The following is a 14,488-nucleotide window of genomic DNA, read 5'->3' as shown; positions in this document are numbered from 1 at the left end:
GACGACCGTCAGCTCCACGCCGTTCCCGCCGCTCATGCCCCTCATGCGGCATCCTCCCCGGCGAGCCGGACGAACTCCGCCGCCCGCTCCCGCAGCGCCCCGAGCGGGCCGCCCGCCAGCGCGTCCCCCAGCAGCGGCGAGCCGACGCCGACCGCGACGGCGCCCGCCGCCCGGTACGCCGCGACGTCCGCCGTCGTCACCCCGCCGGTCGGCACCAGCGGCACGTCCGGCAGCGGCGCCCGCACCTCCGCCACGTACGAGGGCCCGAGCCGTGTCGCCGGGAACAGCTTCACCGCCGTCGCCCCCGCCCGCCAGGCCGCCAGGATCTCCGTCGGCGTCATCGCGCCGGGGAACGCCCCGAGGCCCGCCTCGCGCGCCGCGCCGATCACCTCCGGGTCGGTGTGCGGCGAGACGACGAACCGCCCGCCCGCCTCCGCCGTCGCCCGCACCTCGTCCACCGTCGTGACCGTCCCGGTGCCGATCCACAGCCGGTCGCCGAACTCCCCGGCCAGCGCGCGGACCGCCGCCAGGCTGCCCGGCGTCGGCACGGTGATCTCGACCAGGCGCACGCCGCCCTCCGCCAGCGCCCGTACGGCATCGACGAGCGGAGCGTCCGCGCGGGCGCGCAGGATGGCTATCAGTCCGTGGCGGCGCAGCGCCTCGCCGAGTGACTGTCCGTCATAAGTGGTGCTCACGGGGTCTTCCTTCCCAGTGGTGCGTTCGCGCGGGGCAGGACACGGGGGAAACGGGGGAAAACCGCGATCCGTTCCCCGCCGCACCACGCTTATCGACAACGAGATGCGTTTTCGCTCCATCGGGTGATGTTCACGACCGGGTCTCGTACGGTCCGCCGACCCGGCACACCCTGAAGGGACAAGGCACGCCCGCGCTCCCCCACGGAAGGGCACCACCGCCATGTCCGAGCAGAACGAACCCCTCTCCTTCCCGTTCGAGGAGACCGGCGGCATCGCCATCCACCCGCGCTACGCCGAGCTGTACGACAAGCCCCTCGTCCGCGTCCGCATGCCGTACGGCGACGACGCCTGGCTCGCGACCCGGCACGCCGACATCCGGCAGGTGCTCTCCGACCCGCGCTTCGGCATCGTGGCGACGCGCGGCCAGGACCAGCCGCGCGCCCGCCCGGGGGCGCGCGTCGGCGACGGCCTGTTCTCCATGGACCCGCCGGACCACACCCGCGTACGCCACGCCGCCGCCCGGCACTTCACCGCCCGCCGCATCCACCTCCTGCGCGAACGCGTCCGCGAGATGGCCGAGGGGCTCCTCGACGCCATGGCCGCCGCGGGACCGCCCGCCGACTTCATGACGGCCTACACGATCCCCCTGCCCACCATGGTGATCTGCGACCTGCTCGGCATGCCGCCCGAGGACCACGAACGGGTCTGGGCCTGGGGCCACAGCATCATGTCCAACACCGCGACGGCCGAGGAGGTCGGCGCGCACTTCGCCGCGTTCATGGCCTACATGAAGGACGGCGTCGAACAGCGCAGGCGGTCGCCCGGCGACGACCTGCTCACCACCCTCGTCCAGGCCTGCGACGAGGACGGGCAGATCACCGAGCGCGAACTGCTCGGCCTCACCGCCGACCTGCTCGGCGCCGGGTTCATCACCACGACGAGCGAGCTGACCGACTTCCTCTACGTCCTCCTCACCCACCCCGACCAGCTCGGCCTGCTGCGGGACAAGCCCGAACTCGTCCCCGGCGCCGTCGAGGAGCTGATGCGCTTCGTCCCCGCCCTCACCGCCACCTCCCTGCCGCGCTACGCGACCGAGGACGTCGAACTCGGCGGCGTCACCGTGGCGGCCGGCGACCCGGTGCTGGTCGCCATCTCGGCGGGCAACCACGACCCGCACGCGTACGACGACCCCGGCCGCTTCGACATCCGCCGCGAAGGGCCCGCGCACCTCACGTTCGGCCACGGCGCGCACTACTGCATGGGCTCCCACCTGGCGCGCATGGAGATGCAGGTGACGCTCGAACTGCTCGTCCCCCGCTTCTCCGGCATCCGCCTCGCCGTCCCCGACGAGACCCTGCGCTGGCAGCCCTCCCGGCTCATCAACTGCCCCGAGGAACTGCCCATCGCCTGGTGAACGCCCCGCCCCCTCCGAGAGCCCAGGAGGAACGCCCCCGGTCCCCGCCGCAGCGGCGGGAACCGGGGGCGTCGCCCGTGGCGCGGCCCGTCAGGGCGTCACAGCTTCACCAGCACCTTCCCCCGGTGCGCCGCCGGATTGACGTAGATGTTCCGGTACGCCACCGGCAGGTTGTCGAACCCCTCGTAGACCGTCTCCTCGAAGGCGATCTCCCCGGACCGCACCAGGCCGCCGACCTCCTCGTGCAGCGCCGCGAGGTTCTCGTCCGTGTACCACTCCTCGGCGAACACGCCCCGGATCGTGGTCCGCGGGAACATCACGTACGGCAGCAGCCGCGGCCCGGTCCAGTCGCCGTTGACCGTCGTGGACCACTGCCAGCACACCGCCACCCTGCTGTGCACCCGCAGCATCCGGAACACCGCGTCCGTCACCGCGCCGCCCAGGTTGTCCAGGTAGCGGTCCACCCCGTCGGGCGCGGCCGCCGCCAGCGCGCGGTGCACGTCGTCCACCGCGTCCCCGTGGCGGTAGACCACCACCTCGTCGAAGCCCAGGCGCTTCAGGTACGCCGCCTTGCCCTCCGAACTGGTCGTCCCGATCAGCCGCGCCGCCCCCGCGCGCTTCGCCAGCTGCCCGGCCACGGTGCCGACGATCCCCGTGGCGCCGCTGATGACCACCGTGTCGCCCGGCCGCACGTCGAGGAAGTGCCGCATCGTGCCCCACGCGGTGATCCCCGGGCTGCCCATGATGCCCAGCGCCGTGGACAGCGGCAGCCGGTCGTCGTAGCACGCCGGGTCCAGCTTCCGCAGCGGGGGCAGCCGCAGCGGGAACTCGCCGCCGTCCCACGTCCACGACTTCCCGTCGCTCACCAGGTGCGTACGCCAGCCGCCGAAGCCGCGCACCAGGTCCCCGGGCCGGAACACCGCGTCGGGACCGGCCGTCACGACCTCCATGATCGAGTCGCCCACCGCGTGGGAGCCGATCGGCAGCTCGTGTGAGAGGCCCACCAGGTACGGGTCGATGGACACGTACCGCGTCGCGAGCAGCATCTCGTCCGCCGCGAGGGACGACGTGTCGAGGTCCTCGGTGACCTTCGCGTACAGCCGGTCGACGTCCGGCACGCCCGGGACGCGTTCCCGGATGGCCCACTTCTGGATCTTCATGGTCACGCGCTCCTCGATGTGGTGCCGACGGTGGCAGGGCTCGTGGGGGACGGGCCGTCGGCGGACGGGGCGCCGCCCGGCACCCGGGTGGCGTCCTCGGACGGCGGCTTGGGACCGACGGCGATGATCCGCTGTGTGGGGAGCGGCAGGCTCTCGTCGATCTCCGCCCGGAACTCCTTGCCGTCGTCGCGGCAGACGAACTGCATCACCTGCCGCCCCGCGGCCACGGCCCGGATGAGGCCGCCCACCGTGACCCACACGCCCGACATGTAGAAGTCGGACAGGCCCGGCAGCACCGGCCCGTTCTTCTTGATCTGGACCTCCAGGGTCTCGCCGCCGTCCATGAACGGCTGCCAGCCCGGGAACGCGCCGTTGTACACGCCCGTGTAGCGCACCTGCGTCAGCGGCGTGGACACGTCCCGCACCGCGATCGCGTCGCGCATCCCGGGATAGCGCTCGTCGAGGAACTTCTCGACGGTCATGCGGACCTGCCGCTTCGCCAGCGTGTACCCCTTGCCGTGCCGCACCGGCAGCGTGTGCAGCGTCCCGCCGCGCCGCTGCCGGCTGGCCCGCTCGGGGCCCTCCCGCAGCTCCCGCCACGGCGCGGCCTCCGAGAAGTACGTCGCGTAGACGACCGCGGTCTCCTCCGGCGACAGCTCCGGGTAGTGGATGCTGCGGAACTGCACGTTCATGCTCGGGTGCCGCATCCCGACCATCTTCGCGGCCGTCTCCTCGTCGAGGAGGTGCGTGGTGCACGGATCGCCCTCGGGGAACGGGCGCCGCAGCCCCAGGAAGACGCTGACGTACCCGGGCGACAGCATGCCCGGCTCGTCGATCGTCTCCGTGTACAGGCGGCGGTACGTGTCGTCGAGGTAGCGCCCGTCCAGCATCTCCAGCACGGTGGCGCGCCCGTCCGCCGCCGAGACGACGATGTCGGCCCGCAGTTCGCGCCCGTCGCTCAGCCGCACCCCGACCGCGTGGTCGTCCTCGACGAGGATCTTCTCGACCAGCGCGTTGTACGTGATCTCCCCGCCGAGGTCCCGGTAGCGGCGCTCGATGGACCGCGCCAGACCCATCGACCCGCCCTCGGGCACCCCGGCGGAGCCGCACGCGTGCGACGCCAGCTGGAAGTAGAACGGCAGGACCGGGAAGTCGGCGTGCCGCTCGTACAGCATGTAGTTGAACGCCTCGCGCAGCAGCGGGTGTTCGAACTTCGCCGACCAGTCCGTCATCAGCTCGGTGAGGGACTTGCGGATGGTGTTGAAGTACGGCGCGAACGACGCCATCATCCGCCACCGCTCCCGGCGCCCCATCAGCCCCACCGGCTTCAGGAACGGGTAGACGGCCAGCGCCCGTTTGAAGGTCCGCAGACCGTCGCAGAACTGCTTGATCCGCCGCCCGTCGCGGGGCGAGATCTCCCGCAGGTGGGCCTCCAGACGGTCCGGGTCGGAGTAGAAGTACACCGACTCCCCGCTCCGCGACCGGACGACGTTGAACACGTCGAACTGCCGCATCTCCTTCCCCTGGAGGGCGCCGAGCTCCAGCCAGATCTGGTGCATCTCGTTGCCTGGGCCGCTGCCGAGCAGCCAGCTCACGCACCAGTCGAACGTGAAGTCGCCCCGGTCCCAGGAGGTGCAGGACCCGCCGGGGATCTCGTGCATCTCCAGCACATGGGTGCGGTAGCCGTTCATCCGGGCGTAGCAGCCCGTGGCGAGGCCGCCCAGGCCGCCACCGATGATCAGCATCGTCTCGCGCGGGCGCCGCGCGGCGCCCCCGGTCTTCTCAGTCGTCATGCGCACCGTCCGTCAGGATGTCCAGGGTCAGCCGGGCGTTGGCCGCGGCGTGGTCGGCGTCGAGCAGTTCGGCGTGGGTGCCCGAGCCGCGCAGCACCGCGGTGCCGCCGGTGGCGCTGCCGTGCCAGCCGCGTTCGAGGCCGGGCGCGTACAGGTCCGCCTTGTCCTCGTCGGCGATCACCGTCAGGGCCGCCGCGACCGTGCCGGTGTTGGGCGTGGCGGCGGCGAACTCCAGGTACTCGCGGGCCTGTTCCATCGTCTCGGCGGCCAGCTCGGCACTGCCGGTGTGCCGCCGAAGGTGGTCCCGCAGCTCCTCCTCGAACGCCGCGACGTGCTCCGGCCCGAGGTCGTACGCCTCCGGGGTGCGGAACGTGTCCAGGATGACCAGGTGCCGCACCTCGCGGCCCCGCCGCTCCAGCTCCCGCGCGACCTCGAACGCCAGGTTGCCGCCGAGCGAGTAGCCGAGCAGGTCGCACGGCCCCTCGGGCTGGAGCGTGCCGACGAGGTCCGCGTACGCCGCGACCTTCCCCGGGCCCGCGACGTAGTTGAACGCCACGACCTGCCGCCCCGCGAGCCCCTGTGCGAAGCGCCGGTAGACCAGCCCGTGCCCGCCCGCCGGCGGGAAGGCGAACAGCAGCCGCTCGCGGTCCTGGTGGAAGCGCAGGAACGGCTCCGCGCCGTCGAGCCGCCCGGTGATGACGTGTTCGAGGGTCCGCGCCATGCCGTGCAGCGTGGTCACCTTGAAGAGCTCGCTCACCGGCACCGAAACGTTGAACTCGCCCCGCAGCCGGTGGATCAGCTCGATCAGCCGGATCGAACTGCCGCCCGCGGCGAAGAAGTCGTGCCGCAGCCCGGCCCGTTCGAGGCCGAGCAGCGCGCACCAGTGCGCGGCCATCCGCTCCTCGTACAGCGTCACCGGCTCCTCGAACTCCGTGCCGCCGCTGTCCGGGTCCGGCTCGGGCAGCGCCGCCACGTCCACCTTGCCGCTCGGCGACAGGGGCAGGCGCGGCAGCGCCACGAAGCGCGCCGGGATCATGAAGGTGGGCAGCTCCTCCTCCAGGTGGTGCCGCAGCGCGCGGCTGTCGAGCGTGGTCCCGGCGGCCGGGACGCAGTACGCGACGAGCGCCCGCTCCCCGCCCGCGTCCTCGCGCACGGTCACCACCGCCTGGTCGAGGCCGGGCCAGCCGGCGAGCCGGGTCTCGATCTCGCCGATCTCGATCCGGTGCCCGCGCACCTTCACCTGGTTGTCCGCCCGGCCGATGAGGTGCACGCAGCCCTCGTCGTCCCAGTGCGCCAGGTCACCGGTGCGGTACAGCCGCACGGGCGCGGCGTCCTCGCCCCGGCCGAGCGTGCGCGTGACGAAGCGCTCGGCGGTCAGCGCGGGGTCGGCCGCGTACCCGAGCGCCACACCCGCGCCGCCGATCCACAGCTCGCCGGTCACACCGGGCGGCACGGGCACGCCGTGCGCGTCCAGCACGTACAGCTCGCTCCCGGGGAACGGCCGCCCGATCGGCACCATGCGGCTCGGCTCCAGGTGCCCGGCCGGGCCCTCGAACCAGGCGCTGTCGATCGCCGCCTCGGTGAGCCCGTAGCTGTTCACCACACGCGTGTCAGGACCGGCCAGGGCGCGCAGCCGCTCGTACTCGGCGACCTTCCACGCGTCCGAGCCGACGACCAGCAGCCGCAGGAAGCCGAGCCCGGTGCCCTCCTGTTCGCAGTGCGCCATCAGGGCCCGCGCCACGGCGGGCACGAACTCGCCGCAGTCCACGCGCTCGTCGCGCAGCGCCGCGTACAGCCCGGCCGTGTCGAAGAGCAGGTCGCGCCCGATCAGCACCAGCCGGCCGCCCGAGCACAGCGCGCGCACCAGGTCGCCGGTGAACACGTCGAACGGGAACGCCGCCAGCTGCGCGTGGCACCGCACCTCGGTGCCGAGCCGGTACTCGCGTCGCCATCCCTCGTACACCGACGCCAGGTTGCGGTGCGCGACCCGCACGCCCTTCGGCCGCCCCGTGGACCCCGACGTGAACACGACGTACGCGGGGGAGTCCATGCCGGGGAAGCCGTCCGGCTCGCCCGGGTCGGCGCCGCGCGGCGTGTCCAGCCTGGCGGGCGGGATCGCCGGGCCCGACAGCCACGCCGGGTAGTCGCCGTCCACGACGGTCAGCACCGCGCCCGCCGTCTCCACCATGTACGCCAGGCGGTCCGCCGGATGGCCCGGGTCGAGCGGCAGGTAGGCGCCGCCCGCCTTGAGGACCGCGAGCAGCGTCACGATCAGCTCGGGCGACTTCTCCAGGCACAGCGCGACGACCGCGCCGTTCCCGATGCCGTGCTCCCGCAGCCGGTGGGCCATCGCGTTGGCCCGCGCGTCCAGTTCGCCGTAGGTGAGGTGTCTGGCCGCGCCGCGTCCTGTCGCCGGGACCGTCACGGCGACCGCGTCCGGCCGCCCGGCGGCGGCCACGGCGATCAGCCGGTGCACCGGCTCGTCCGCCGCCACCGGCCGCCCGGCGCCGCTGAACTCCCTGAGCAGCCGGTCGTACTCGGCCCCGCCCAGCATGTCGAGCGCGGCGACGGGCCGGCTCGCCGCGGACCGCGTCAGCGAGTCGAGCAGCCGCCTGTAGTGCTCCGCCATGCGCCGCATCGTCGCGGCGGCGAACAGGTCGGTGTTGTACTTGAACACGCAGTGGAACCGGCCGTCGGCCGCCTCCTCGTACGCCGACAGCGTCAGGTCGAACTGACCCTCCTCTTCCGGAAGTTCGATGTACTCCAGCCGGTAGCCGTACTTCTCGGTGGCCACCTTGTGGTGCAGCAGGATGAACATCGCCTGGAACACCGCCGACCGGCTCGGGTCGTGCTGGAGCCCCAGCTTCTCCACCAGCAGCGTGAACGGGTACTCCTGGTTGTCGAGACCACCGAGCACCACCGTGCGCACCTGGTCGAGCAGCTCCGCGACCGTCGGCCCGCCGGACAGGTCCACGCGCAGCGGCAGCGGGTTGACGAAGTAGCCGTAGACGGAGGCGAACTCCTCCTGCGTCCGGCCCGTCACCGGGCTGCCGACGACGATGTCGTCCTGCCCCGACCAGCGGTGCAGCAGCAGGTAGTAGGCCGACAGCAGCACCATGAACACCGTCGTGTTGTGCTCGCGCGCCAGCGCGTGCACCCGCGCGCTCAGGTCGCCGTCCAGCGTGAAGAACTCCGACGCGCCGTTGTGCGTCTGCACCGCCGGACGCGGCTTGTCCGTCGGCAGCGTCAGCACCGGCACCTCGTCGGGCAGCCGCCCGCGCCAGTACTCCAGCATGCCCCGCGCCTCGGGACCGGCCAGGAACCTGTTCTGCCAGTTGAGGAAGTCCAGGTACCGCGCGGTGACGGGCGGCAGCTCGGGCGCCTCACCGGCCCGCAACCCCTCGTACAGCGCCAGCAGTTCCTCGATGAACGTGAACGTCGAGATGGCGTCCGAGACGATGTGGTGCACCGCCTTGGTGATCACCCACCGGTCCTCGCCCCGCCGGAACAGCCTGAACCTGACCAGCGGGTCGCGCTCCAGGTCGTACGGCTCGCGGTACTCCCGGATGATCATGGCGTGGATCTCCTCCCACGCCATGCCCTCCACGTCGAACACCTCGAAGTCCGGCACCGCCTCGGCGGAGATCCGCTGGACGGCCTGCCCGTCCTCCAGCGCGAAGTTCGCCCGCAGCACCGGGTGGCGTCCCAGCAGCCGCCGGAACGCCTCGGCCATCAGGTCCGGCCGGAGCGCGGTCCGCACCTCGACGGCGCCGCCGATGTTGTACGCGTACCCGTCCGGATGCAGGTGGCGCAGGAACCACAGTGCCTTCTGGTTCTGCGTCAGCGGAAAACGCGTCTCGTCGGTGTGGACCTCGACGGCCGCCTCGCCGCCGCCGTCCGCCCCGGCCGCCACCAGCGCGGCGAGCCCTTCCCCGAGCCGGTCGACCAGCTCGTCGGCGGGCGCGCCGCTCAGCAGCGTCACCACCGGCAGCGACACCCCCAGGTCACTGTGGACCCGGGCGCGCAGCTCCATCGCCAGCAGCGAGTCGAGCCCCAGCCTGCTCAGGCTGACCGCCGGGTCGAACCGCTCGGCGTCCACCCGCAGCACCGCCGCGACCAGCGCCGTGAACCGCGCGGTCAGCAGCCGCCGCCGCTCGCCCTCCGACGCCGCCCGGTACGTGTCGAGGAAGCTGTCCGCCGCCCCGGCCCCCGGCGCGTCCGCCACCACGGCCAGCTCCGCCGTCAGCGGCGGCGGCTCCGGGTACCAGGCGAGGAACGTCGGCCAGTCCACGATGGACGCCACCAGCAGCTGCGCCCTGTCCTGGCCGATGACGCGCTCCAGCACCGCCATGCCGGCCTCCGGCGTGAGCGAGCCCATGCCGCGCTGCCGCCGGTAGTGCTCGATCAGGCCCAGCTCCTCGATCATGCCGGTGGCCCAGGGCCCCCAGTCGAGGCTGAGCGCGGGCAGCCCCCGGGCGCGCCGGTGGTGCGCGAGCGCGTCGAGGAACGCGTTGCCCGCCGCGTAGTTGGTCTGCCCCGCCGTCGTCAGCACGGCCGCGACCGACGCGAACAGCACGAAGTGCTCCAGCGGTTCGTCCGCCAGCTCCCGGTGCAGCAGCCAGGCGCCGACCGTCTTCGGGTCGTGCACCGCGCCGAACGTCGCCCGGTCCATCTGTGGCACCATCGTGTCCCGCACCTGCCCGGCGAGGTGGAACACCCCGCGGACCGGCGGCCCCGCCTCGGCGCGGTACGCCGCGAGCCAGCCCCGCAGCGCCGCCTCGTCGGTGACGTCCACCGGCGCCACGATCGCCTGCGCGCCCAGCTCCTCCAGCTCGCGCACGAACGCGACCCGCCCGTCGTCCGCGTGCTCGCCGCCCCAGCCGGCGCGGGCGGGCAGCGGCGTGCGGCCCATCAGGACCAGCCGCCGCGCCCCGCGCCGCACGAGGGTGCGGCACAGCAGGCGGCCCAGCGCGCCGAACGCGCCGGTGACCAGGTAGCTGCCGTCCGCGCGCAGCCGCAGCGGAAGCGGCCGCGTCATCCCCTCGGCGGGCACCAGCCGGCTCGTCAGGCGCCGTCCGTCCCGCAGCGCGATCTCCTGCTCGTCCCCCTCCGCCAGGCAGGACATCTCCCGCAGCAGCGCCTCGGCGTCGGCGCGCGGGTCACCGGAGGCCGCCGGGCCGAGGTCCACGAGCTTGCCCCGGTGCGGCGTCAGCTCCTGCTGCCACAGCACCCGGCCGATGCCCCAGGCGCGCGCGCCGAGCGGCGCCACGTCGTCCCCGGGCGCGACCGCCTGCGTGCCACGGGTGACCAGGTGCAGCCGCGCCCCGCCCCCGCCGTCCAGCAGCGCCTGGGCGAGGGCGACGACCGAGTACGCGCCCGTGTCGGTGTGGAACGCGGTGCCGCCCGCGCCCGCCTCCGGCAGGCCGAGCCCCAGGTTCCACAGGTGCGCCACCGCGTCGAACCCGCCGCCGGTGTCCGCCAGGACGGCCCGCAGGTCGCCGGCCGAGCCCGGCACCACGGTGGACTCGCCGGCCGCCGTGTCCGTCCGGTACGCCGCGCCGGGGCGCACCAGGTGGCAGCGGCCGCCGCGTTCCCGCACCAGCGCCGCCAGCGCGTCGCCGACGCCGCCGGGCGGGTCGGCCAGCACGAGCACCGAGCCCGGCGGGTCCTGCGCCGCCTCGCCGGACTCCGGCAGCTCGCGCCACACGGGCTCCGTCAGCCAGCTGTCGACCGTCGCGAGGCCGACCGCCGTGGACGCCTGCTCGACGTCCCCCGCGCGGAAGCCCTCGACCCGGCCGAGCGGCAGGCCGTCGGCGCCGTGCAGGGCGATGTCGCCGGTCAGCGCGTCACCGGTCTCGCGGGTCACCACCGCGTGCGCCCAGATCTCCTGGTCGCCCACCGGCCCGAGCCGCACCTCCCCGATGGACAGCGGCAGCCGGATGCCGTCGCCCGCCCCGCCGTCCTTCAGCAGCGCCGGGGTCAGCAGCGCCTGGAAGCAGGAGTCGAGCAGCACGGGGTGCACGTGGTGCCCCGCCGCGTCCCCGGCCAGCACCTCGGGCGGCCGGATACGCGCCAGCGCCTCGCCGGGACCGATCCACACCTCCTCGATGCCCTGGAACGCGGGCCCGTAGTGGTAGCCGAGCCCGGCCAGCGCCGCGTAGCACTCGGGCCCCGACAGCCGCCGCGCGCACCGCGCCCGTACGGCGTCCGCGTCCAGCGGCGCGCCGCCGCCCCGGCGCTGGCCGGTGCGGACCACGCCCGTCGCGTGCACCGCGGGCTCCGGCAGCGCCGCGCCCGCCTCCCGCACGGTCGCCACGCGGAACGCGGCCGTCCCCGTCGAGAACGACAGCTGCACCGCCTTCGGCGCGTCCTCCGGCAGGAACAGGCCCTTGCGCAGCTCGACGTCGGCGAGCGCCGCCGAGGCCGCGTCGCCGGTCAGCGCGCGGACCGCCTGCGCCGCCATCTCCAGGTAACCGGCCGCGGGGAACAGCACGCTGCCCTGCATCCGGTGGTCCGTGAGGTACGGCAGCCGCTCCGGGTCGAGCGCCACCTCCCAGGCGGGCTCGGCCCCGTCGAGGCGTCTGCCCAGCAGGGGGTGGTCCACCCGGCCGAGCCGCACGCGCTCCACCGGCGCGGGCGCCGTCCAGTAGCGGTCGCGCCGCCAGGGGTAGCGCGGCAGCGCCACCGGGCGGCCCTGCGGCTGGAGCTTGTGCCAGTCCGGCTCGACGCCCAGCGAGGCCAGCGCCGCGAGCGACAGCGCGAACCGCTCCCGCTCGCCCTCCTTGCGCCGCAGCGACGGCAGCACGACGCCCTCCGCCTCCCGGCTCTCCAGGCACTCGCGCACGGAGTGGCCCAGCACCGGGTGCGGGCCGATCTCCAGGAACAGCTCGAACCCGTCGTCGGCCAGCCGGTCCACGGCCGCGCGGAACCAGACGGTCTCCCGGACGTTCTCCCACCAGTAGTCGGCGTCCAGCTCCGGCCCCAGCGCCACCGCGCCCCGCCGCGCCGTCAGGTACAGCGGCACACGCGGCTCCTGCGGCTTGAGGCCCTTCAGCGAGCTCAGCAGCTCCTCGCGGATCGGGTCCATCGCCGCGCTGTGGTAGGGCACCTCGACGGCCAGCTGCCGCGCGAACAGGCCCTCCGCCTCCAGCTCGGCCGCCAGCGCGGCGAGGTCGTCCGGGTCCCCGGCGAGGGTCAGCGAACGCGGGCCGTTCACCGCCGCGAGCGACACCCGCCCGTCGAACTCACGGACGCGCTGCGCCGCCTCGGCCTCGCTCAGGTCGACGGCGAGCATCGTGCCCGTGCCCGCCAGCCGGTGCTGGAGGCGGCTGCGGTGGACGGCGATCCGCACTGCGTCCTCGAAGCTGTACACGCCCGCCTCGTGGAACGCCGCGATCTCTCCGGTGCTGTGGCCCACGATCGCGTCGGGGACGACGCCCCGGCTGCGCCACAGGGCCGCCAGGCCGATCTGGAGCGCGAAGTTCGCGGGCTGCGCGAGCCATGTCTCGCCCATCCGGGACGCGGACTCGTCCGCCGCCAGTTCGGCGGCCAGGGACCAGCCGGTCAGCGCGGCGATCTCGCGGTCGCACCGGTCCACGACGTCGCGGTACACCGGCTCGGTCGCGTACAGCTCGCGGCCCATGCCCCACCACTGGGGGCCCATGCCGGTGAAGACCCACACGAGACGGCCGCGCAGCCCGTCGCGCCGCGTGCCCGCCAGGACGCGCGGGTGCGGCGCGCCGCGCTCGGCGGCGGCGAGTGCCTCGTCCAGCGACGCGCGGTCCGTGTAGACCACGGACAGGCGGGACTCCAGGTGCTGGCGGCGGTGCGCCAGGGTGTGGCCGAGGTCCTCCAGCGTGACGTCCGGCAGTTCGCGGCGCACCCCGGCGGCGATCTCGGGCAGCGCCTCGGGGGCGCGGGCGGTCAGCGGCAGGACGCTGTACGCGGGCCGGTCGGGCGCGTTGCCGTCCGGGGCCTCGCGGGCGGGCGGCTCCTCCAGCAGGACGTGCGCGTTGGTGCCGCCGAAGCCGAAGGAGTTGACGCCCGCGCGGGCCGGTCCCTCGTGCGCGGGCCACGGGGTCGCCTCGCGCGGGACGGCGTAGCCGAGTTCGGCGGGGTCGAGTGCCGGGTTGAGCGTCTCCAGGTTGATGTGCGGCGGGATCACGCCGTGCCGCAGGCTCAGCGCCGTCTTGATGAGGCCGGCGATCCCGGCGGCGGACTCGGTGTGCCCGATGTTCGACTTGACCGAGCCGACGTACGGCGTGCTGCCCGGTTTGCGCCCGATGGCCAGCGCGCGGCCGAGCGCCCCGGCCTCGATGGGGTCGCCGACCGGGGTGGAGGTGCTGTGCGCCTCCACGTACTGGAGCCCGCCGGGTTCGATGCCCGCCTCTGCGCAGACCTGCTCGATCAGCCGGACCTGGGCGTCCGCGCTCGGCACGGTGATGCCGTTGGTGCGGCCGTCCTGGTTGACGCCGCTGCCGATCACGACCGCGTGGATCGGGTCGCCGTCGCGCAGCGCGTCCTCCAGGCGCTTGAGGGCGACCATGCCGACGCCCTCGGCGCGCACGTACCCGTTGGCCGAGGCGTCGAGCGGGCGCGAGCGCCCGTCGGGGGAGAGGAAGCCGCCCTTGGTCTCGGCGATGGTGTACTGCGGCGTCATGTGCAGGAGCGTGCCGCCCGCGAGCGCGAGGTCCGTCTCGCCGTCGCGCAGGCTGCGGCACGCGAGGTGCACCGCCACGAGGGACGAGCTGCACGCCGTGTCCAGGGAGACGCTGGGGCCGCGGAAGTCGTAGCAGTACGAGATGCGGTTCGACACCATCGTCATCATGGTGCCGGTCGCGGTGTGCGCGGCGAGCGTCTCGAAGCTCAGGTCGGAGAACTGGAGGATCTTCCAGTCGAGGGTGAACGCGCCGACGAAGACGCCGACATCGGTCCCGGCCAGCGCGGCGGGCCGCTGCCCGCCGTCCTCCAGCGCCTCCCAGGCGACCTCAAGCAGTTTCCGCTGCTGGGGGTCCATGTGCTCGGCCTCGCGGGGGCTGATGCCGAAGAACGCGGGGTCGAACTCGTCGAACCCGTCGATGTAGCCGCCGCGTCCGCCCACCAGCCTGCCCGGCTTGGCCTTGTCACGGCTGCCGAGGGTGGCGACGTCGTAGCGGTCGGGCGGGGTCGGGGTCAGGCAGTCCCTGCCCTCGATCAGATTGCGCCAGAAGGAGCGGTGGTCGTTGGCGCCGCCGGGGAAACGGCAGCCGATACCGACGATGGCGAACTTGCCGGGTATGGGCTGGGGGACACGTGAACGGTCCGTCATCAATTACCTCGCGTGAAGGCGCTGGGAAATGCTGGGGAGAGCGGTCCCCTTCTCCGGCGTTCTCCGGTACCGGGCGGACGGCCCGGGGTGACGATGCCGGAACGGGGTACTCAGTAATT

The 14,488-nt window shown here is 73.9% G+C and carries 5 protein-coding genes; 1 reads left to right on the top strand and 4 read right to left on the bottom strand.

Annotated features, from left to right (window positions below; translation table 11 throughout):
- Positions 1–41: 41 nt before the first annotated feature.
- Complete coding sequence (locus tag ACL02R_RS20040) at positions 42–695, bottom strand: bifunctional 4-hydroxy-2-oxoglutarate aldolase/2-dehydro-3-deoxy-phosphogluconate aldolase (RefSeq protein WP_412798329.1); 654 nt, start codon at positions 693–695, stop codon at positions 42–44.
- A gap of 220 nt (positions 696–915) precedes the next feature.
- Between ACL02R_RS20040 and ACL02R_RS20035 the strand changes: the two genes are divergently transcribed.
- Positions 916–2,109, top strand: coding sequence for a cytochrome P450 (locus ACL02R_RS20035; RefSeq protein ID WP_412798328.1), 1,194 nt, complete (start codon positions 916–918; stop codon positions 2,107–2,109).
- Positions 2,110–2,207: 98 nt separating this feature from the next.
- Here ACL02R_RS20035 and ACL02R_RS20030 read toward each other — a convergent pair whose 3' ends face one another.
- From ACL02R_RS20030 to ACL02R_RS20020, 3 genes are read right to left on the bottom strand one after another with little or no spacing between them, the layout of a single operon-like run.
- On the bottom strand, positions 2,208–3,269 hold the full coding sequence (locus ACL02R_RS20030) for an MDR family NADP-dependent oxidoreductase (protein ID WP_412798327.1): 1,062 nt from the start codon (positions 3,267–3,269) through the stop codon (positions 2,208–2,210).
- Between the two features lie 2 nt (positions 3,270–3,271).
- Positions 3,272–5,062 carry a phytoene desaturase family protein gene (locus tag ACL02R_RS20025; protein WP_412798326.1) on the bottom strand — a complete coding sequence of 597 codons (1,791 nt, stop codon included), beginning with the start codon at positions 5,060–5,062 and terminating at the stop codon, positions 3,272–3,274.
- Complete coding sequence (locus ACL02R_RS20020) at positions 5,052–14,369, bottom strand: amino acid adenylation domain-containing protein (protein WP_412798325.1); 9,318 nt, start codon at positions 14,367–14,369, stop codon at positions 5,052–5,054. Before ACL02R_RS20020 ends, ACL02R_RS20025 begins: the two co-directional genes overlap by 11 nt.
- Between the last annotated feature and the right edge of the window lie 119 nt (positions 14,370–14,488).

This window comes from Streptomyces sp. MS19 (assembly GCF_047200595.1).
Taxonomy (GTDB): Bacteria; Actinomycetota; Actinomycetes; order Streptomycetales; family Streptomycetaceae; genus Streptomyces.
This window is presented reverse-complemented; position numbering and strand designations above follow the sequence as displayed.